The 19098-nt window shown below is 48.5% G+C and carries 16 protein-coding genes; 8 read left to right on the top strand and 8 right to left on the bottom strand.

Features of this window, described 5'->3' with window-relative positions; translation table 11 throughout:
- Window positions 1-17 precede the first annotated feature (17 nt).
- A complete protein-coding gene (locus ACUTVW_RS23635) occupies window positions 18-1334 on the bottom strand; it encodes a glutamate-1-semialdehyde 2,1-aminomutase (RefSeq protein ID WP_445648007.1) in 1317 nt (438 codons plus the stop codon).
- A gap of 156 nt (window positions 1335-1490) precedes the next feature.
- The gene (locus ACUTVW_RS23640) at window positions 1491-2531 is read right to left on the bottom strand and encodes an LCP family protein (RefSeq protein ID WP_434748100.1); all 1041 of its coding nucleotides are present in this window, start codon (window positions 2529-2531) and stop codon (window positions 1491-1493) included.
- Window positions 2532-2759: 228 nt separating this feature from the next.
- Between ACUTVW_RS23640 and ACUTVW_RS23645 the strand changes: the two genes are divergently transcribed.
- Genes ACUTVW_RS23645 through bcp form a run of 4 tightly spaced genes read left to right on the top strand, consistent with a single transcriptional unit; the run spans window position 2760 to window position 5876 of the window.
- The gene (locus ACUTVW_RS23645; protein ID WP_445648008.1) at window positions 2760-3806 is read left to right on the top strand and encodes an ABC transporter ATP-binding protein; all 1047 of its coding nucleotides are present in this window, start codon (window positions 2760-2762) and stop codon (window positions 3804-3806) included.
- Window positions 3807-4601 (top strand): ABC-2 family transporter protein, encoded by a 795-nt coding sequence (locus ACUTVW_RS23650; protein ID WP_154985747.1) that lies wholly within the window; start codon window positions 3807-3809, stop codon window positions 4599-4601.
- Between the two features lie 4 nt (window positions 4602-4605).
- Entirely contained in the window at window positions 4606-5391 is a 786-nt protein-coding gene (locus ACUTVW_RS23655; protein ID WP_445648009.1) for an ABC transporter permease, read from the top strand.
- A gap of 14 nt (window positions 5392-5405) precedes the next feature.
- Entirely contained in the window at window positions 5406-5876 is a 471-nt protein-coding gene (bcp, locus tag ACUTVW_RS23660; RefSeq protein ID WP_445648010.1) for a thioredoxin-dependent thiol peroxidase, read from the top strand.
- 108 nt (window positions 5877-5984) lie between these two features.
- On the opposite strand, the gene ACUTVW_RS23665 is transcribed toward bcp, so the two are convergent.
- The 6 genes from ACUTVW_RS23665 to ACUTVW_RS23690 all read right to left on the bottom strand — a co-directional run bounded on the left by ACUTVW_RS23665 (window position 5985) and on the right by ACUTVW_RS23690 (window position 12080).
- Complete coding sequence (locus tag ACUTVW_RS23665; protein ID WP_445648011.1) at window positions 5985-7109, bottom strand: GerAB/ArcD/ProY family transporter; 1125 nt, start codon at window positions 7107-7109, stop codon at window positions 5985-5987.
- A 25-nt stretch (window positions 7110-7134) separates the two neighbouring features.
- On the bottom strand, window positions 7135-8244 hold the full coding sequence (locus ACUTVW_RS23670) for a GerAB/ArcD/ProY family transporter (protein ID WP_445648012.1): 1110 nt from the start codon (window positions 8242-8244) through the stop codon (window positions 7135-7137).
- 19 nt (window positions 8245-8263) lie between these two features.
- A complete protein-coding gene (locus ACUTVW_RS23675) occupies window positions 8264-8500 on the bottom strand; it encodes a hypothetical protein (protein ID WP_445648013.1) in 237 nt (78 codons plus the stop codon).
- Window positions 8501-8506: 6 nt separating this feature from the next.
- Entirely contained in the window at window positions 8507-9706 is a 1200-nt protein-coding gene (locus tag ACUTVW_RS23680) for a Ger(x)C family spore germination protein (RefSeq protein ID WP_445648014.1), read from the bottom strand.
- Between the two features lie 20 nt (window positions 9707-9726).
- Entirely contained in the window at window positions 9727-11247 is a 1521-nt protein-coding gene (locus ACUTVW_RS23685) for a spore germination protein (RefSeq protein WP_445648015.1), read from the bottom strand.
- A 176-nt stretch (window positions 11248-11423) separates the two neighbouring features.
- Window positions 11424-12080 (bottom strand): DedA family protein, encoded by a 657-nt coding sequence (locus ACUTVW_RS23690; RefSeq protein ID WP_445648016.1) that lies wholly within the window; start codon window positions 12078-12080, stop codon window positions 11424-11426.
- A gap of 247 nt (window positions 12081-12327) precedes the next feature.
- Here ACUTVW_RS23690 and ACUTVW_RS23695 point away from each other — a divergent pair, with 247 nt between their 5' ends.
- From ACUTVW_RS23695 to ACUTVW_RS23710, 4 genes are all read left to right on the top strand, one after another.
- Entirely contained in the window at window positions 12328-13632 is a 1305-nt protein-coding gene (locus tag ACUTVW_RS23695) for a polysaccharide deacetylase family protein (RefSeq protein WP_445648017.1), read from the top strand.
- Window positions 13633-13735: 103 nt separating this feature from the next.
- Window positions 13736-14728, top strand: a complete 993-nt coding sequence (locus tag ACUTVW_RS23700; RefSeq protein WP_445648018.1) for an AAA family ATPase — start codon at window positions 13736-13738, stop codon at window positions 14726-14728.
- Entirely contained in the window at window positions 14725-16092 is a 1368-nt protein-coding gene (locus ACUTVW_RS23705) for a DUF58 domain-containing protein (RefSeq protein WP_445648019.1), read from the top strand. The genes ACUTVW_RS23700 and ACUTVW_RS23705 overlap by 4 nt, the downstream gene beginning before the upstream one ends.
- Window position 16093: 1 nt before the next feature.
- Window positions 16094-18616: a DUF4129 domain-containing transglutaminase family protein gene (locus ACUTVW_RS23710; protein WP_445648020.1), complete on the top strand. Its 2523-nt coding sequence runs from the start codon at window positions 16094-16096 to the stop codon at window positions 18614-18616.
- Window positions 18617-19098 lie beyond the last annotated feature (482 nt).

The raw sequence follows: 19098 nt of genomic DNA on the forward strand, positions 1-19098 counted from the left end.
AAGTCTTCTGCTCTTACTTATTCCTGAGCCATCGCTTTAAAAGAAGCTTCTGCAGCTTCCAGAGTAGCAGCAATGTCTTCATCTGTATGAGCGGTGGTCAGGAACCAGGCTTCATATTTGGATGGAGCCAGATTGATGCCGCGATCCAGCATGTGGCGGAAGAAGGACGCGAAGCGTTCACCGTCCGTGTCTTGTGCGTGATCATAATTTGTCACCGGATGGTTGCAGAAATGTGTAGAGAACGCACCACGAATCCGGTTGATCGTCAGATCAATGCCGTGACGGTCAGCGGAAGCTTGTAAACCAGCGGTCAGATCGATGGCGAGACGTTCCATTTCTTCATATACACCAGTGCCTTGCAGCACTTCAAGACAAGCGATACCCGCCGAGATGGATGCCGGGTTACCCGCCATTGTTCCGGCCTGATATGCTGGTCCGAGTGGGGCAACCTGTTCCATGATATGTTTACGGCCGCCATAAGCGCCAATCGGCAAGCCGCCGCCAATGATTTTCCCAAGTGCAGTGAGGTCTGGTTCAATCTCTGCATGATTGTTCAATCCGGCGTACGTCTGCGTAGATCCGTAATGGAAGCGGAACGCAGTAATAACCTCGTCATAAATCACGAGTGAACCGTTCGCGCGTGTCATCGCACAGAGGCCTTCGAGGAACCCAGGCTCCGGCATAACCATACCGAAGTTACCAACAATCGGCTCCACCATCACCGCAGCCACGTCATCACCCCAGCGTTCGAGTGCATCTTTCAGACCACCCAGATCGTTATAAGGAACGGTAATGACTTCATGAGCGATACTGGTCGGGATACCGGCACTGTCGGGAATGCCAAGCGTAGACGGGCCCGAACCGGCAGCAACCAGCACGAGGTCGGAGTGGCCGTGATAACATCCGGCAAATTTCACAATTTTGTTCCGTTTTGTATACGCGCGTGCCACCCGAATCGTCGTCATAACAGATTCTGTACCTGAGTTAACAAAGCGAACCTTGTCCATGGAAGGGATAGCTTCTTTGAGCATCTTGGCAAGTTGGATCTCAAGCTCCGTCGGTGTACCGTACAGAACACCATTCGCAGCAGCTTCCGTAATGGCTTTGGTAATATGAGGGTGAGCATGTCCAGTCACAATCGGGCCGTATGCCGCGAGGTAGTCAATATATTTGTTGTCGTCAACATCCCAGAAGTGTGCACCTTGCGCTTTTTTCATAAAAACGGGTGCCCCGCCGCCCACTGCTTTGAATGAGCGTGAAGGGCTGTTTACACCGCCCACAATATGCTCAAGCGCTTCTGTATATAACAACTCAGAGTTCGTACGTGTATTCATGAGATAACTTCCTTTCGTCATTCCAATAGTTTAAACGAGCAAAACAATGACATGCTATGATTATTTTCGCATACTTTGGCGTGCAGGCATAGCGAAAGGGCAGCATGTAGGCTGCCCTTTTGAGAATGAATCGGATCATCGCTATTACCGGCTCACTTACTCTGCCGGCTGCTGTGTGTTTTTCTCATCACCGCTAGCGGTTTTATCTTCCTTGGCTTTGGGATCCTCCGTCTTGGCTGGCGGGTGAATGATGTCCTGAACATGCTGTTTCAGTTTTTCTTCACTGGTTACCGACAAGACTTGCGCGCCGCCAGGTGTGCGTTCTTCTTTCAACAGATTCATTGGGGGAACCTGCTCACTGCCATTCATACTGCTTTGATATCCAAGTCCGCCCAGCTTCCACATGTCCGAAAGGGTAAGATTGGTATCCACAAACGGGCTGACTTCTTCCAGAATGGAAGGCAGCTTGGCAATGGTTGTCGTGGATTGCATCTTTGCAGTCACGGCTTTGAGCAGCTCCCGCTGACGTTCCGAACGGGCGAAATCTGACATGGCATCGTGACGGAAACGAACATACATCAAGGCTGTTTTGCCGTCGAGATGCTGGTATCCTTTTTTCAGATCAATATCGTACTCGTTGTTGTCGGCTTTACTTGTATAATGCATGTCCTTCTCGACATCAAAGTCTACACCGCCAACTGCATCAACCAATTTGATGAATCCTTGGAAATCGGTATACACATAATATTGAACAGGGATACCGAGCAAATCACTTGCGGCTTCCATCGCTACATTCGGGCCATGGGTAATGGCTGTGTTAATACGATCTTTACCATATCCGTCGATATTAATGTAAGTGTCACGCAGAATGGAGAAAAGATTGATTTTTTTGGTTAGTGGGTCAAGTGATACGACCATCATGCTGTCGGAACGGGGAACTTCACCCTTTTTCAGACCGCGCGCATCGACACCCATAACCAAAATATTAACGGTCTCGGTGCCTTCCCATTTGGGAGGGTCAGGTGTATTCACTTTCTCTACATTTTGAATATTGGCAAATGGCGAATCCTCGCCTTTTTTCTGCAATCCATCCAACTGATTAAGAATAGAACCGAAATAATAGGCCGTTGCCCCTCCAACAATTAACACGAAGGCGGCAAGAGAGATCCATAGGGTCCTCTTCGTCTTTCTGGTCATGCTAGCGCTCCTTTGTAATTGAGATAAAAAATAAACGAGTTCAGTACATGTAAAGTTGCGTTGAATTTGCGTATAAGTCGAAGCTTTCCGTTCGCTTCCCCTCCGAACCTCAAGGCAGAGGAGGCCGCTTCGGACTATTTTTTAAAGCTTGCTGAATTTTGACTGTTACTATTATAATTTCTTTTTGGGCTACAAGCAATTTCAACAAAATCCAAGTGAGGTATAAACATGCTGGCGATTGATGTCAAAGATTTGCGAAAGTCGTTTAATGTCCAGAAAAGCCGTGGTGGGCTGAAGGGCGCGTTTCAAGATCTGTTCAAACGTCAATACCAGGAAGTATTGGCTGTGAATGATATTTCATTTCAGATACCGCAAGGCGAAATATGCGGATATATTGGAGAGAACGGTGCCGGCAAATCAACAACGATCAAGATGTTGACCGGCATTTTGGTGCCTACATCCGGGCATATATCAGTAGGTGGGTACGTTCCGTATCAGGAACGGGAGAAGTTTGTCAAAAATATTGGTGTAGTCTTTGGGCAGCGTAGTCAGCTATGGTGGGACATCGGTGTGATTGAATCTTTTCATCTCCTGCGCAAAGTATATCGTGTGGGGGAACAAGACTTCCGTAAACGGCTGGACGAGCTGGTCGAGCGTCTGCAATTACAGGAGCTTTTAAGTCGTCCGGTACGTAAGCTCAGTCTCGGTCAGCGAATGCGCTGTGAACTGGTAGCAGCCTTGCTGCACAATCCGGGCATTTTATTTCTGGATGAGCCAACGATTGGCCTCGATATCGTGGTGAAGTCGGAGATTCGCGAATTTCTGAAAGACATGAATCAGCAACATGGCACAACCATTTTGCTTACAACTCATGACTTGCAAGATATTGAAGCTTTGTGTTCACGTGTCATCATGCTGGATGCAGGAAGCATCATCTATGATGGCGGTTTGGATCATCTCAAGTCTCAGTGGGGCACAGAGCGGGAGGTACGCTTTAAGTTTGGCACAGGCCATAACTTGGTACAGATGAATGAATGGACAGCTGCGATGCCTGTAAGATGGACTGTGGAGAACGAGTTATCGGCATCCGTGTGGATTCCGTTAGAATTGAACGTTTCGGATGTACTGGCACGTGTGGTGGGTCAGGCAGATATTACGGACATTCAGATTATTGAGATCAATACGGATGAGATCGTGCGTAGCATCTACCAGTCCGGTTCCGCCGAGCGTCCCAAGATCGTATCAGCAGGAAATGAAGCGGCAGGTGTATCTTAGATGAATAGTGCATTTATCGATTTCATGCGCATTCGTTTTCTGACGATGCTGGCGTATCGAGTCAATTATTATTCCGGCATTTTGATATATACGCTGAATATCGGCGTGTATTACTTTACATGGCAAGCTATTTACGGAAGTAGCGGAGAGATCGGCGGTTTTACGGCAGCGCAGATGACAACGTATGTTGCGGTCTCGTGGATGGCGCGTGCATTTTATTTCAACAATCTGGATCGGGAGATCGCCGCCGATATTCGGGATGGCTCCATCGCGATTCAGTTTATCCGGCCGATTAACTATGTGATGGTCAAAATGATGCAAGGGCTTGGCGAAGGTATTTTCCGCTTCTTACTGCTCATGATTCCAGGCATGATTATAGCCATCCTGTTATTCCCGGTTGAACTGCCAACCGCGCCTTCAGCATGGATTGGTTTTCTCGTCATGTTGTTCTTCAGTTTCATCATTAATTCCCAGATTAATGTTATTACGGGACTGGCCGCATTTTTTGTGGAAAATAACGAAGGTATGATGCGTATGAAACGTGTCGTAGTCGATCTGTTCTCGGGTCTGATCATTCCGATCAGCCTGTACCCGGACTGGTTGTCCGCGATCATGAAGGTGTTGCCGTTTCAGGCGATCACGTATCTGCCCGGCTCGGTCTTCACTGGCAGAGTAGAGGGCACAGGCATCTGGAATGTACTCGGGATTCAGGTGCTCTGGTTTGTCCTGCTACTTATACCCATGGTGCTAATCTGGCGGCAGGCTCGCAAGCGTCTGTTCGTGCAAGGGGGATAAGCGAATGTACTATATGGGTCTAATCTGGGAATATCTGAAAAATTACATGAAGACACGTCTGACGTACCGCGCCGACTTCTGGGTCGAGATCATCTCGGATCTGCTCTTTCAGGCAACCAATCTGATCTTTATCTTTGTTGTATTCCGGCATACGGACAACCTCGGTGGCTGGAGTGAGGCGGAAGTGTTGTTTGTTTACGGGTACTTTATGGTGCCTTACGGCATCTTTAGCTGTTTTATCAATTTGTGGGGGTTCAGCGAACGTTATATTGTCAAAGGTGAGATGGATCGCATTCTGACAAGGCCTGCACACAACCTGTTTCAGATTTTGCTTGAAAATGTAGACCCGCCCGCTCTCGTAGGTTCATTCATCGGGTTAATTATTATGATCAGCAGCGGCGCAGAGATGGGGCTGATACTGGAATGGTGGCATATCCCGGCATTAATTATTCTGGCGATCAGTTCGGTGCTGATCTATGCAGGCATCTATACCACATTAACTTCACTGTCTTTTTATTCCGATGCACCGACAGGAATCCTGCCGCTGATGTACAATATTCAAGGATACGGACGTTACCCGGTAACGATCTATAACAGAGCCATTCAGGTGTTGCTCACCTGGATCATCCCGTTTGCTTTTGTGGGAATCTATCCTGCTGCACTTTTCCTGGATCGGGCCGAGATGCATCGCATGGCTTTGCTGACTCCGGTCATGGGGTTGGTCTTTGCAACGGTTGGACTTACCTTGTGGAACTTTGGTGTGAAGAGGTATCGGGGAGCGGGTTCATAAATTCCAAGGAGGACATGAAAATGACTTTAACAGAAGGTATACAAGTTCCCGATTTTGAACTGCCATCTAGCACGGGTGAGTCTGTGAAGCTGTCTGATTTTCGCGGTAAGCGAGTTCTGATTTACTTTTACCCGAAAGATATGACCTCGTCTTGCACGCAACAAGCTTGTGATTTTCGGGACCGACATGAGGAGTTTCAGGGGCTGAATACGGTCATTCTGGGCATCAGTACCGATCCGATGAAGCAACATGACAAGTTTATTGCTAAATACGGACTGCCTTTCATCCTGTTATCGGATGAGGAACACACGGTTGCCGAGCAGTTTGGCGCATGGCAGTTAAAGAAGATGTACGGCAAGGAGTATATGGGGATCGTGCGTTCCACCTTTTTGCTGGATGAAGAGGGCAAGCTGATCAAACAATGGACGAAGGTGCGTGTGAAAGGGCACATTGAAGAGGCGCTGGACACGGTAAAAGGGCTGTAATCCATCGGTTACGATCCTGTGAAAATAAAACGAGCCTTGCTCACAGCGAGCATGGTTCACATGAAAAGGCTGCATCTGTGGATACCATTCCATCCCGATGCAGCTTTTTTATTTTTGCGGAAGAGCATTTGCTTTATTAGGTTGTTTACATCGGCTTCTGATGCGATACACCAGAAGTAGGAGGGCAGGTAAGACAATGCCCATCGTAAAGTCCCAGTCGATCCAAGCATACATGATACCACTGGTATAGAACAGAACATCAGGAGCAAGTACAACGGCTACGCCAAATAATAGAAGCATCGTTGGCAGAATTAACGGCTTGTAGGACTTGAGACGACATAGTTGTGCAAGTCCAAGGATAAATCCCAATGTGTACAGCGAGGTTTTAAAGTAGGTAGACACGAGCCAAGCTGTTGAAGAGATCGCTTCAATTCGTTGAATGAAGCCGCCAATGTTAATTTTTTGTGCAAGAGTATACGATACATAAATATTATGCTCTGTCAGTTCAGAGCCAAGTACTAGCAGTGAGGTAAGGAGAATGAAGGTCAACATAATTCCTGCAAGCAATGCGGCCAATAACAAGTCTCGCCGCTTATGCACGCCGTGCGAAATATAGGGATAAATCATGGTAATGATAATGAGTTCTCCATATGGAGCTGTCGCCCCTCGAACGCTTCCGCTTATAAATGAAAACAAGGGCGTATCGAAGAAAGGCTGGATGTTCGATACTTCCATTTTGGGCAGCAAACAAAGAATCAAGATGATCAAGCTGATCAGGACGAAGGGGGCCAGAATTTCTGCCATTTTACCCAACGTACCCAGTCCTTTGAGTACTGACCAACCTAGGGCGATAATAAAAATAAGAATGATAGCCCGAATGGGGGTACGAAGATAAACCTGGGTTGTCATAAAATCTCCGACTTCACGGATACATATAGCCGAACCTATCATAAAGTAAAATAGGTAAAAAACGGCCACAACCGAACCTATCCAATTACCAAGTGTTTTGGAGCAAATTTCGATCAGTGTAAGTCCGGGATGAGTTTGATGCAGCTTATAGGAAAGCCATAAGATCGACATGCCGATACCTTGGGATACAATGGAGCAGATCCAAGCATCCTGTTTTCCAGCGTAAGCAATTAATGTCGGGTAGATTAACATCATATCTCCAATCATGCCCAAAAAGGCAAGGACTGCAAACTGCCGTACGGTAATTCTCTCCTTGATGAGCATGCACTGAAGCCTCCTTTGATTATCGTCACGCTTTCTCTTTTCTGAATGGTGCTTTGGATTTAATTAGATGAATGATCAACAGCAAGACAGGTATAATCAGGCTCACAGTTAAATCCCACTCCAGCCAATAGGGAATGACGGTTGTGTTAAAAAAGGGCATATTGGGTGTCAAAATGTTAGATAGCGCATATACAATCAGTACGCTTGGCAAAATGAGAAATGGGTAGGTCTTGAGACGAAAAAGCTCAGCGGTACCAACAATAAAGGCATACGTATAAACGGTAGCTTTAAAGTAGGTAGATATCAGCCAAGAAGAAGCCATCAGCACTTCAATTCTCTGGAAAAAATTGGCTATATTGATTTTTTGAGATAATACAAACGAACCAAAGATCGTATGCTGGGTAAGAAAGAGACCCATAACCAGCATGGAGGTTGTCACCAGAATAGCCATGAGCAGATTGCCAAATCCGGCAGATATCATAAGATCACGGGTACGATGAGCTTGTTGACTTGCATAGGGAAGAATCATCAGAATGGGAAGGGATTCACCAACGGGATAGATAAAACCGATCATAATCCCGTGCGTAAACTGGCTGAAGGTGGTGTCCGTAAAGGGTACAAGTTGGTTTAATTGCACCTCGGGCAACAAAAAAACGACTAAAATAAACATAAAAGTAGTAATGATCGGAACGAGTATTTCACTGCTTCGTCCGATGGTTTCGAGTCCGTTATACAGAGCCCAACCGATGGGGATTACAAAAATAAGAAGTACAGCCCGAATGGGCGTATATAAAAAAATTTGGCTGGTCATGAAATCACCAACGACCCGTGATTGTGCTGCAGAGCTAAAAATAAAATACATCAGGTAGAACAGGGATAACACCGTGCCAGGCCAAAATCCAAGGATTTTGCGGAAAACTCCAATTAGATTTTCATTCGGATACGTATCTGCAAGTTTGACGAAAAGATACATCAGTCCCATGCCAAGAGGAACACCGATTAAGGCATAAAGCCATGCGTTTTGCCCCGAATAGGTTGAGATAACCGAAGGGTAGATCATCATCATGTCTCCGGCAATGATCAAAATGGTCAAGATACATAATTGTCTAATGCCAAGCCGACCTTGCTCCAGCATGTTGTCAACTCCCTTTTGGCTAGCTTCCTGTAATAAAAGCCAATAATTGATTCACGGGTTTGTAAATCCAGATAATAATGTAGAGCGGGCTTGGGAACTCCCATAGATTCACCGCGACAACACCAAAAAAGGTGCCTGTCAGCAGTAAACAGGAATAGACGGTAAGTTCTTTCCATTCCTTCTTTCTCCATAACTTGGGTAAATCAATCACCCCCATCAGGCACCCGACAATGACAACTGCAATCGATAGCAGCAAGCATGCTCACTCCTTGGCTTTTTTATTAAATGAATTGTCTAACGTGCCTATACGACGGATCTGTACGTTGGCCTCATATGTGATGTCTAAGTTTTGAAAATACTTATCCCAGTTCTTTTCTTCTCTTTTGTAAATTTTCGGGTACTTATGATAAATGTCTTGCCCAAAACCGAAGATGTCCACTTTATATTTGCTACGCACGAGACTTACCGTACTTTTCATCAGTTCTACAATCCGATCCTGTGCCAGTTGTTCCAGTTGCTTGATGGCTTCCATCGAACCAATCTCCATCTCACAGTCGACGGAACCAATGACGGAGACCGTATTGACTTTCAGATGGATTTGGGGTTCGCCCCGAACCATTTTGACTTTGTGATCAGTGGAGGTGCGTAGCGTTTTCAGGGTGACATAACCTCCTTTTGGACATTTGGTGGGTCCAATCGTTGATTTCACGTTATTGCGAATGTAGTTGTAGCCTTTAGACTTATCCTGATCAAGCCAGCCGATGAGCTTGTCTTTCTGGAACACGCTGAGACCACTGAATTGAAGAGTAGCTGGCGGTTCGATACTCTCGACATTTTTGGTCTCTCCACTTATCCCTTGATCTCCAACAAGCTCAATTCCAGTAATAACGGGGGACATGCTGGGTGTGAGAATATACTGCATCAGTTTGTCACTGGTCACGGTTGTCGTTGGAGCCCAGCTTTTAGCAGAAATATCGAGTGCGTTGAACAGTTTTTCTGCAGGAATATTTTCCAGCGGAGTGAGTACATTCAGAATATTGGAAGCCGTGTTTTTTCGCGCCACCATTACGTAGTAATCGGGTCTTACGTCTGGCTCTCTGATTAAGGCTTCAATGACGTCATATATGCCGTTTTTCCTAGCAAATTCTTCTCCAAAAACCAGTACCCGGATATGTGCCTTGAAAATGGCGCGAGGACTAGTCTGAGTAAGTTTCTGAATGGCCTCGAGCAACGTACGGGCGCTGGCTTGAAATTGGGTAACCGATGTGCCATTACCGCCCTGACCTTTGGCGACTTCACGAGGAACAACCACCTGTGCACTCACCCTGATCAGGTCGCCGTCTCTGTCTACTCCAAGACCAAGCATAATTCCGAGCTGATTCAGCTCCTGGCGATCCCAGCACCCGCTCAGCAATGGCAGTATAACGATGAGGGATAGCATGACGCGTAGACATTTCATCATAACTTTAACGCCTGCCTTTACTAACGTTTGTTTTTTTTACTTTTCTGTCTCGTTACGTTCGGAGTACCGTTGGATAATGGGCGAGTTTTCATACGTGACCAGGGAACACGAAACAGCGTATCTTTCAGATCATTCTGAATGAATGGGGCAAAGGGAGACATGTACGAGATCCCAAAAGAGCGTAAGCTGCAAAGATGAGTTAGCGTAATGAGCAGCGCAATCAGAATGCCGTAGAACCCAAAGGCTGCAGCCGCTATCATCAGAATAAAACGCAAAATACGAACCGAAATAGATAATCCGTTCTCCGGAATGACATAGCTGGAGATCGCCGTGATGGAAACGATAATAACCATCGCTGCAGAGACAACACCAGCCTCTACCGCGGCCTGTCCGATAACAAGTGTGCCTACAATGGATACGGCCTGTCCGACTGTCCTCGGAATTCGGATCCCCGCTTCTCGTAATATTTCATAAGTTAATTCCATCAGAACGGCTTCAATGAAGGCTGGAAAAGGCACACCTTCACGCTGTGCAGCCAGGCTGATCAACAGTGTGGTGGGAAGCATCTCTTGATGAAATGTCGAGATAGCAATGTAAAAGGATGGAGCCAGCATGGCGATCAGAAAAGATAAATATCGCAACATACGAACAAGAGAACTGATATCAGAACGTTGGTAATAATCTTCAGGTGATTGGAAAAAGTGCATGAATAATGCGGGTACGAGCAATACAAACGGTGTGCCGTCTATAATGATGGCTACTCGCCCTTCAAGCAGTGCGGCGCAGACGGTGTCTGGACGTTCACTGTTGTAGACTGTCGGAAAGATCGTCGTGGTTTTGTCCTGGATCAGTTCCTCAATGTACCCGCTCTCCAGAATACTGTCGATATCAATTTCTCCCAGCCGCCTGCGAAGCTCATCAACAACCTCGTCATTAACCGTATGTTCCAGATATACGACACCTACTCTGGTTTTGGTGACGCGTCCAATCTCACGCTCCTCAATCCAAAGGTGAGGGTCACGAATCCGTTTGCGAATCAGTGCGGTATTTGTACGCAAATTTTCCGTAAAACCTTCCATTGGCCCCCGTACCACGGTTTGGGAAACAGGTTCGCCTACAGGACGGTCTTCCCAACCAGCAGCACCGATCTTGAGTCCCCGAGTGGATCCGTCGAGCAACAGGATAGCTTCGCCTCCCAGCATCGCTTTCAACGCAGCATCCATATCATCGATGAACATGACTTCACTGGCGGTAAGAACATCGTTCTGGAGATAACTTATGTGTTCATCGTCCGCAGAGAAATCGGGCAAGTTACGAACTTTCATCAAGGGATGAAGGACAGCCTGATTGATGACTTGCGTATCGACAAGCCCATCAATATATAACAGCATCGAAGGCCATTTGTGCAGGCTTTGCAATGGACGAATCATCAAGTCATTACTATTCCCCATGATCTTTTTGCAATAGGCAATATTTTCAGCCAGATCCGGATGAATGGAATGCGTTTCATGTGTGACCTGCGCCTGCGTATCTGTAGCCATTCCGATTCCCTCCCTCACGCATCCTTTATTTGCAAGTAGTATGACCGGGAGTGTTTCAGTTTATGAAAAAAATATGAATGAAAGGATATTCGATCTTCATATGTCAATAAAAACAAATAAAAAGAAGCCGTATATATACGGCTTCTCTATTTTTAAAGGTAGTATGGACTTGATAACTAGTCCGCATTTTGTTTCTGACGCCGGCGAGCAGGGAGGGGCTTGCGACGGGAACGAGCGAACAAGGTTTTGCGGTAACGATAAACGATGCCAGCGATCACCAATAATACAACCGCGGCAAGAATGTATGCCGTATATTGATGGGCCAGTGTGAATACGGCACTCCAGCCAGGGCCAAACAACTTACCGATCCCAAGGAAGAGCACGACCCAGAACAAAGCTCCAGAATAAGCGTACAGAGCAAACTTGCGAAACGGAATGGCGGCAATACCGGAGAAGTATCCTGTGAAATGGCGAACACCGGGGATGAAATATCCGATAAATATCAGGCCGTAACCGTATTTGGCAAACCATTTTTGTGTTTTGTCCAGCTTGTCCGGTTTGAGCAAAAACCATTTTCCGTATTTTGTAATAAAAGGCAGTCCGGCTTTGGCTCCGATGAAATACGTAATGGTCATGCCAATCGTTGTACCCAGAAACGCCAGAATGATGAGCATACCGAAATCAAGCTGACCTTTGTAGGACAAGTAGCCGGCATAAGCCATCGTCGTTTCGCCTGGGAAGGGAAGCGCAATAAATTCCAGAAGCAAGCCGAAAAATAATACACTATATCCGTAAGACCCGAATAGCTCCTGGACCTTCTGAAGTAATTCCAATAGGTTCACACTCCTGGTGATTTCATATGAATCAGGGCTTGAAGAGCTGTTTGCCCGTACTTGTTCTTTGTTTTCCTAATGCTACCGAATTGTAGATCAAGAATCAAATTCTATATCAGGCTCGATCAAAAATGTTGCAAAATAGTAGAGGAATGACGTCTTTTTTGCGATCTGTCTCCATATAATTCTAACAAATCTGCTGAAGTCTATCAGCAAATTCAATAGAGTGCTGGAGGTTGATTCACAAATGGCGCAGGGATCACGCGAAATGATGCAACGAAATGGACAGCTTGAGGGGCAGCAAACTTTATCTCATTCCTGTGGGAGAATACGGTTTTGGCAGCGTCTGTCGATGTGGTTTTCGCTCGCCGTGTTGCTGCTTACGGGTCTACTTGGAGCAGGTGTTCCTTCTGCTGCAGCGTCGGCGCAAAGCAATAAATCGGACAAAGTTGTCTACTTGAGCTTTGACGATGGGCCCGGCAAACATACAACGGAAGTACTGGATATTTTACGTGGTGCGAAGGTTCCCGCTACTTTTTTTGTATTGGGAGAACATGCGGAACGTAGGCCTGGATTGATCAAGCGGATAACCAGTGAAGGTCATGCCATCGGCAATCATACATATAACCATGATTATAAAGAACTATACCGGGATTTCCAAACGTTCTGGCAGCAGATTAAACGCACGGAAGATATCATTAACAACATTGTGGGCATCCGTCCTGCACTGGTCAGAGCGCCTGGTGGAACATACGGCCATTTTGACCATACTTATTTTGACCTGTTGAAAAAGGCAGGGTACGCTGTCATGGACTGGAATGTAGACAGCGGTGATTCTAAGCGAAAAAATGTACCCTCTAGCGAAATTGCCGCACATGCTACAGATGTGCCTGCGGGCACATCCTCAGCCGTCGTGCTGATGCATGACGGAGGTGCACATGCGGAGACAGTGAAAGCACTGCCTGATATTATTCGATACTATCAACAGGAAGGGTATCGGTTTGAAGTGATGCAGGCATCCGATAAACCTGTGCAATTCCAGGTCAAACCTGCTGCTAAATATAAATCTCGCCAGTCTCCGGCCTCGAGCTGGGTTGCTAAACATGTGAACCAAAACGCGGAGCAATGGATTGCGGCCAAACCTCTTAAAATTGAGCTAGGATACATGACGGTTGAGCTCAATTCGGATGAATATCAGTTCAAGGATCAGACATTGCTGGTTCCGCTACGCAGTTATATGAACAAGCTGGGAGGCAGCATAAGCTGGGATCAGGCTTCAGGTACGGCCACCACCTGGTGGAAGGACAGGATTGTCAAGATCAACCCGGGCGTAGGTACGTTAACGTCCAAACGATTACATGATCCGGAGGCGAGAACGGTGCAAGCGACCATAGAGAGCCGTGAGGGAACAATTTGGGTGTCTGTGGGCGATTTGATGCAGCAGCTCGGAGCGAAACAATATACGGTTCAATCCAAGGACAGTGAGTGGGTACTTACCATAGAACCGCCTTGGACGTCTATGGAGCATAGACATTTTTATAGCATGATTTGAAAGAAACGGCGGATCATCTGACTATTCTCTCTACTTCCGGGCAACAATGAATCATAGATTACGATAATCAGGATTCATAGGTAAGGAAGGAGAGTGTAGTCCAATGACCAGAGTGAGAATAGAGCATGATCATGCTACCGAGCTGTTGAAAAGACTTAGCCATCGAATTGCCGATGTGATCATCGGCAAGAAACAGGAAATTCAATATATTATTGCAGCTATGCTCAGTGAAGGACATATTCTGCTGGAGGATGTACCGGGTACGGGGAAAACGATGCTGATCCGTACGGTAGCTTCGTCGTTAAACTGTGCGATGGGGCGCATTCAGTGTACGCCCGATGTGATGCCAGCTGATGTGACTGGCGTATCGATCTATCATGCCGCTACAGGAGAGTTCAATTTCAGGCCAGGGCCGCTGATGAACAATGTTGTACTTGCAGACGAAATCAACCGGGCTTCTCCCCGGACACAGTCTTCGTTACTGGAAGCGATGGAAGAGCGCAGTGTTACCGTAGATGGCATAACTCACACGTTGCCCAAACCCTTTCTACTGCTTGCGACACAGAACCCGTTGCAATTTGAAGGCACCTACCGTTTGCCGGAAGCGCAGTTGGATCGCTTCATGATGCGGATTACACTGGGGTATCCCGAACCGGAGCAGGAAGTAGAATTACTTTCCCGTGAGCGTAGCCAGGATATGCTGGAGCACATGCGTCCCATTATGCTGGCTGAGGAAGTTGTCGCCATGCAGCGAGAAGTAAGACAGGTGCATGTGGATGCCGTGATCAAGCAATACCTTGTCGCTGTCGCTGTGGCTACGAGAACGCATGATGCCGTAAGACTGGGTATCAGTCCCCGGGGAACGCTGGCCTGGATGACAGCCGTGCAGGCATATGCCTATTTGCAAGGGCGCAGTTATGTTGTGCCAGATGACGTGCAATCACTCGCTGTTCCTGTGCTCTCCCACCGAATTCAGCTAAAACTGATGAACAGAGTAGACGGAAGTGCGATGCAAGAGCAGGTGATCCGTGAAGTGTTGTCATCCGTACCTGTACCTGTGCAGATGAGTGGTCAGGGAAGGGGACGGCGGGCATGAGAGAGCTGCGCGGAAGCATAGTTCAAGTGCCGATTGCCGTTCTTCTGAGTTGCTTCTATTTCTGGCATGGCGGACAATCGGCATTGTTCTTGGCGGTTGTATCCGTGCTAATCGTGATACATGGAATACTTCTGCGTGTGTTTGGTCCTTCTCAAATTCATATAAACAGGCATATACGGCAAGGTCAGATTGAGGTAGGAGAAAGGTTGCGTGTTCGGATTGAACTACAGATGAGGTGCCCGCTTCCGCTATTGTGGCTCGTGGTATGTGACAACACTCCGGGTGGTGTACATCGCAAATTGCTCTTTCCAGGCTTAAAAAGACGATGGTCTTATCAGTATGAGATAACAGGTCTTGCGCGAGGAGTGTATGTGTGGGAGGAAGGGCGAGTATACTGGGGTGACGTTTTTGGGTGGAATAGAGCCTGCACGATCATTCAAGGTGAGGAGCCGGTTGTTGTTGTGCCTGCAACTACCGGAAATGCTGAGACATTGTTCCGGCCAGAAGCGTGGATAACTCATGGCGAAGGCGTGGAGGTACAGCATCAGTTGCGGGGTGCACCTGGTATAGAAGTTCGTGAATACCGGCAGGGGGATTCGTTTAACCGGATTCATTGGAAAAGTACAGCCCGAACCGGGAAGCTGCACACCCTGATTCCTGAAATGCAGCAACATACCTCTATGGCGATTATGGTATACGAAGAACATTCAGGATATGCGAGTCATGGTGCTGAAAATCGGGCTCGGGAAGAGTTTGAACGCGCAGTACATGGCGCGGCTAGCTGGGTTCGTGAGGCAGCATGCGTGCAGATGCCTTGTCAGCTTTGGTTGAGCGGAGAGGGGCTGGCAAGTAAACCGGACATGCCTTTCGATGAAGTGTTATGGAATGAAGTGCGGACGAAACGCAGGGGTGATGTTGATGAAAGCCAGAAAAGTCAGGGTAACCCTGACGAAGGTCTGGCCTATGCATTAAAACGGCTGGCCTATGCCCAATTACACCAAGAGCGGGTATCCGATGGAGAGTCGCTGGATGTTGGCAGACTGGAGCACCTCCCTTATGGCTCAAGTATATTGGTCTTCACCGGGCGGCTGGATGAGCGTTTGGTTGTATGGCTCGAATACGCGTCTGTACTTGGTTTCCAGGCCATCGTACATCTAACGCAGACTGTTGTAACAGTGGAGAGCGGAAAAGGAAGTGCTGGAGTATCGGCTGGATCGCATTCGTCAGCGGTGCAGGCCAATCGTTCGCAAGAGTGGACTGAACGTCTTGTATCCAAAGGTGTACAGGTTGTCAGTCTGGAGTCTGGTACAAGCATTGGAGCTATGCCTGGCGGAAAGGCGGGGATTGTTGATGTGGGGGCATAAAATGAAACGGCAGCCCGAATCTGCAGTCTATGCTGGACAGGTGGCAAAGGTACGGAGTTCAGAAGTGAATTCTTCATTATCTCAGTCCGGGAGTCTACCTGCTCCTGCCCTATACTTATGGCTTATCACAGCGGGGCTGCTCGTATTGTGCATGGAATGGATATTTCCTGTGACTTCGGATGGTCAAGTAGGCAGTGAACGATTTACCGCTGTTATGGCGGGTTATTCAGCCGTTCTTCTATCCGCTGGCTTGCTGCGTACCAGCTTGGTTACAGGCATCGTGCTACGTATCCCTATGATCTATGCTGCGTTATGCATGATGTACGGGGCCAGTCATCCGATTGAATGGGGCATATCCTACCCTGGCATGCTCAATGTGGATCTGGGAGAATGGATCGACAAAGGGCGTTTTCGTGTGATGAGCAGGGAAACGAGAGGTTTGTTCATGCTATGCGGCTGGAGCATGCTGCTGGCTTCGGTGCAATATCTGGTGTTGCTTCGCCGCAGTATTTCTCTGTTTGGCACGGGAACATTAGTATATCTGATTTTGCTGGAGAGCCTGGTAGGTTATGATGCTTATGGCTCCGTGGTGCGTTCGGTATGCTGGCTGCTGTGCATTCAGGGCATGCTTCATCTTCTTCGCCTTTCAGAAGGAACAGGTCATGAGAGGAACGAGCAGGATCACGGGAGGACACACTACGAAGGTAATCCAAGTATAAACGAAGGTACAAACCAAGGTGTAGATTCAGGGACTAGCCAAAAGGCGACACGATCCGAGAAGAGTAGCTCTCCTCGGATACGGAGTAAGATCTATTTGCTTTGGATGGTCGCGTCCATAGGCACAGCGGTATGTATAGTGTTGATATCTACACTTCCTGGGCGGATGAGTGCAGTATCACCTGCCGGACAACTCTCTGTTATGGATACGGTCGAACGATTGGCCAAATGGGCAGGATATACGCCGTCAGGAAATATGCCGGCTTCCCTGAGCGTGACGGGATACAGTACGGTTGATGCGCCTATGGGAGCACCCCTGGTGCAGGGGAATGAACCTGTGTTTACAGCAAACACAGCTGTCACCACGTATTGGCGAGGGGAAACCCGCTCTTATTACAACGGTAGTGCCTGGAGTGATACGGAGCAGCGCTTCCGTTATGCGAATCTATCTGACTTGCTGCGTTCTGATGGATGGGAAGATCATCCCTACTGGCAGCGTGTTCGTCAGATTATTACGATGGAGCGGGAGTGGAGAGGACCCAACCCGCTGTTCGCGGGCGGCCTACCGGTGAGTTTATCTTTTCAGGACGGAAATAGGATGAATACCAAAAATGAAAAGCGGTTGCTGTCCAGTGAAGATACGGGCACATTATGGCTTGCGGGGGGAAGGGACAAGAACGATCTTGTCCGAAATTATACCGTAGATGTGATGGTGCCCAATATAAAACCAGATCAGCTTCGACAGAGTGTCGGGATGGATGGGAAGAGCATCAGTGGGGATGGAGAGAGAAGCTTTGGCGTTGGCGAACATAATCATTCTGGCGGGAACAGTCCGGCCGATCCGGCCTCTATTCGTAGAAAGGATTTACAGCTTCCGGACACACTGCCGGAGCGGGTAAGAGATCTTGCTGCCGATATTATCCGACCCAGTGCAACGCGCTACGATGCTGTACAGGCTGTGCGCAGTTATCTGAAAGCAAACGCCCGTTACTCGCTGGATACCCGGATGCCGCCGCGCGGTACAGATTTTGTGGATGATTTTCTATTCGTGACCCGGGCGGGGTACTGTAATCATTTTTCCACCGCCATGGTTGTGCTGCTGCGTGCCGAGGGTATACCGGCACGCTGGGTAAAAGGTTACGCCCCAGGACAGGCGGACTGGCAAGTCCCAGGGCGTGTTGTTGTCACCCAGGGCGATGCTCATTCCTGGGTGGAGGTCTATTTTCCCGGCGTGGGCTGGATGCCGTTTGAGGCTACGCCGGGGTTTGGTTCGGCGCAGGCTGCAGATGCCAGCGCCGCCGGGGTCGCCGCGGCGCAGCCTGGCGACGGAGCACCGCTGCCGGATGCGGGCAGCGGGCTAGCTCGTGCGGGCGCGTGGCTGGCCGCGCACGCCCGTGCCCTTGTCGCGGCGCCGTGGCCGGCCGCGACGGCACTTGCGGCAGCGGCGCTGCTCTGCGCCGCTGCATGGGTCTGCGCGCGGCGGCTTCGCCCCGCGCTGCGGCTTGGACTGCTGCTGGCGTGGCCGCGCAGCAGCTTCCCGGACCGCGAGCGGCTGCTGCAGGCTGCCGCTCCGGTCTGGCACGCGCTTGCGCGCCGGTACGGCCCGCGGCCGCCGGGCATGACGCTGCGGGAATACGCAGCGTCACCCGCCGTGGCCGCAGGCACGGACGGCGCGGACATCGCGCGCTTTGCAGCCGACTGGGAGCGGCTGCTGTACGGGCCAGACCGTCCGCTGCGCGCGGACAGTCTCGACTTCCTGCGCCGGGCGCTTCGCCTGGCCCGACAATCCCCAGGGCGCTGGCGCTAATTCCTGACCCGTCTCGTTTGCCCAAGGGTGAACGAGATTTTTTAATTTACACCACCACACTCTATCGAGTTGCAACGGAGTGACTTTTAGGAAGAGGATGTGTGTCAATCTAAGCTAACTCCTCTGTAAGGTGTATGTAGATTGAAAGTTATACTAACTACAACAGATCCTACTCACCCCATAGTAGTAATTCGCCTATTACCCTCCAGCTAAATTCGTTTGCAGTCAGCATATGAGGTTGGTTACTCCTACTTCTTATATTTTCTCACGAGCAAACGATATTTCAATTCTTAAAGTTCGTAGGGCCCAAATTAAACTTCACGATCTCTAACGATCACCAGCGACGTTATTTACTCCTTTTTAGCCGTTTTAAAATTCTAACGATCACCAGAAACCTTATTTACTTGAAATGACGTGGTTTTCACTGGAGTTTGGGAGTTTTAGTCCAAATAGCGCTTCTGAGGATCGTTAGAATTTCAAAC

The sequence above is a fragment of the Paenibacillus sp. TSA_86.1 genome, from assembly GCF_052691815.1.

Excerpts from the sequence above, each read along its gene's own strand:
- ACUTVW_RS23635 (WP_445648007.1), bottom strand. The coding sequence starts at position 1,334 with ATGAATACACGTACGAACTCTGAGTTGTTATATACAGAAGCGCTTGAG.
- ACUTVW_RS23640 (WP_434748100.1), bottom strand. The coding sequence starts at position 2,531 with ATGACCAGAAAGACGAAGAGGACCCTATGGATCTCTCTTGCCGCCTTC.
- ACUTVW_RS23645 (WP_445648008.1), top strand. The coding sequence starts at position 2,760 with ATGCTGGCGATTGATGTCAAAGATTTGCGAAAGTCGTTTAATGTCCAG.
- ACUTVW_RS23650 (WP_154985747.1), top strand. The coding sequence starts at position 3,807 with ATGAATAGTGCATTTATCGATTTCATGCGCATTCGTTTTCTGACGATG.
- ACUTVW_RS23655 (WP_445648009.1), top strand. The coding sequence starts at position 4,606 with ATGTACTATATGGGTCTAATCTGGGAATATCTGAAAAATTACATGAAG.
- bcp (WP_445648010.1), top strand. The coding sequence starts at position 5,406 with ATGAAAATGACTTTAACAGAAGGTATACAAGTTCCCGATTTTGAACTG.
- ACUTVW_RS23665 (WP_445648011.1), bottom strand. The coding sequence starts at position 7,109 with ATGCTCATCAAGGAGAGAATTACCGTACGGCAGTTTGCAGTCCTTGCC.
- ACUTVW_RS23670 (WP_445648012.1), bottom strand. The coding sequence starts at position 8,244 with ATGCTGGAGCAAGGTCGGCTTGGCATTAGACAATTATGTATCTTGACC.
- ACUTVW_RS23680 (WP_445648014.1), bottom strand. The coding sequence starts at position 9,706 with ATGATGAAATGTCTACGCGTCATGCTATCCCTCATCGTTATACTGCCA.
- ACUTVW_RS23685 (WP_445648015.1), bottom strand. The coding sequence starts at position 11,247 with ATGGCTACAGATACGCAGGCGCAGGTCACACATGAAACGCATTCCATT.
- ACUTVW_RS23695 (WP_445648017.1), top strand. The coding sequence starts at position 12,328 with ATGGCGCAGGGATCACGCGAAATGATGCAACGAAATGGACAGCTTGAG.
- ACUTVW_RS23700 (WP_445648018.1), top strand. The coding sequence starts at position 13,736 with ATGACCAGAGTGAGAATAGAGCATGATCATGCTACCGAGCTGTTGAAA.
- ACUTVW_RS23705 (WP_445648019.1), top strand. The coding sequence starts at position 14,725 with ATGAGAGAGCTGCGCGGAAGCATAGTTCAAGTGCCGATTGCCGTTCTT.
- ACUTVW_RS23710 (WP_445648020.1), top strand. The coding sequence starts at position 16,094 with ATGAAACGGCAGCCCGAATCTGCAGTCTATGCTGGACAGGTGGCAAAG.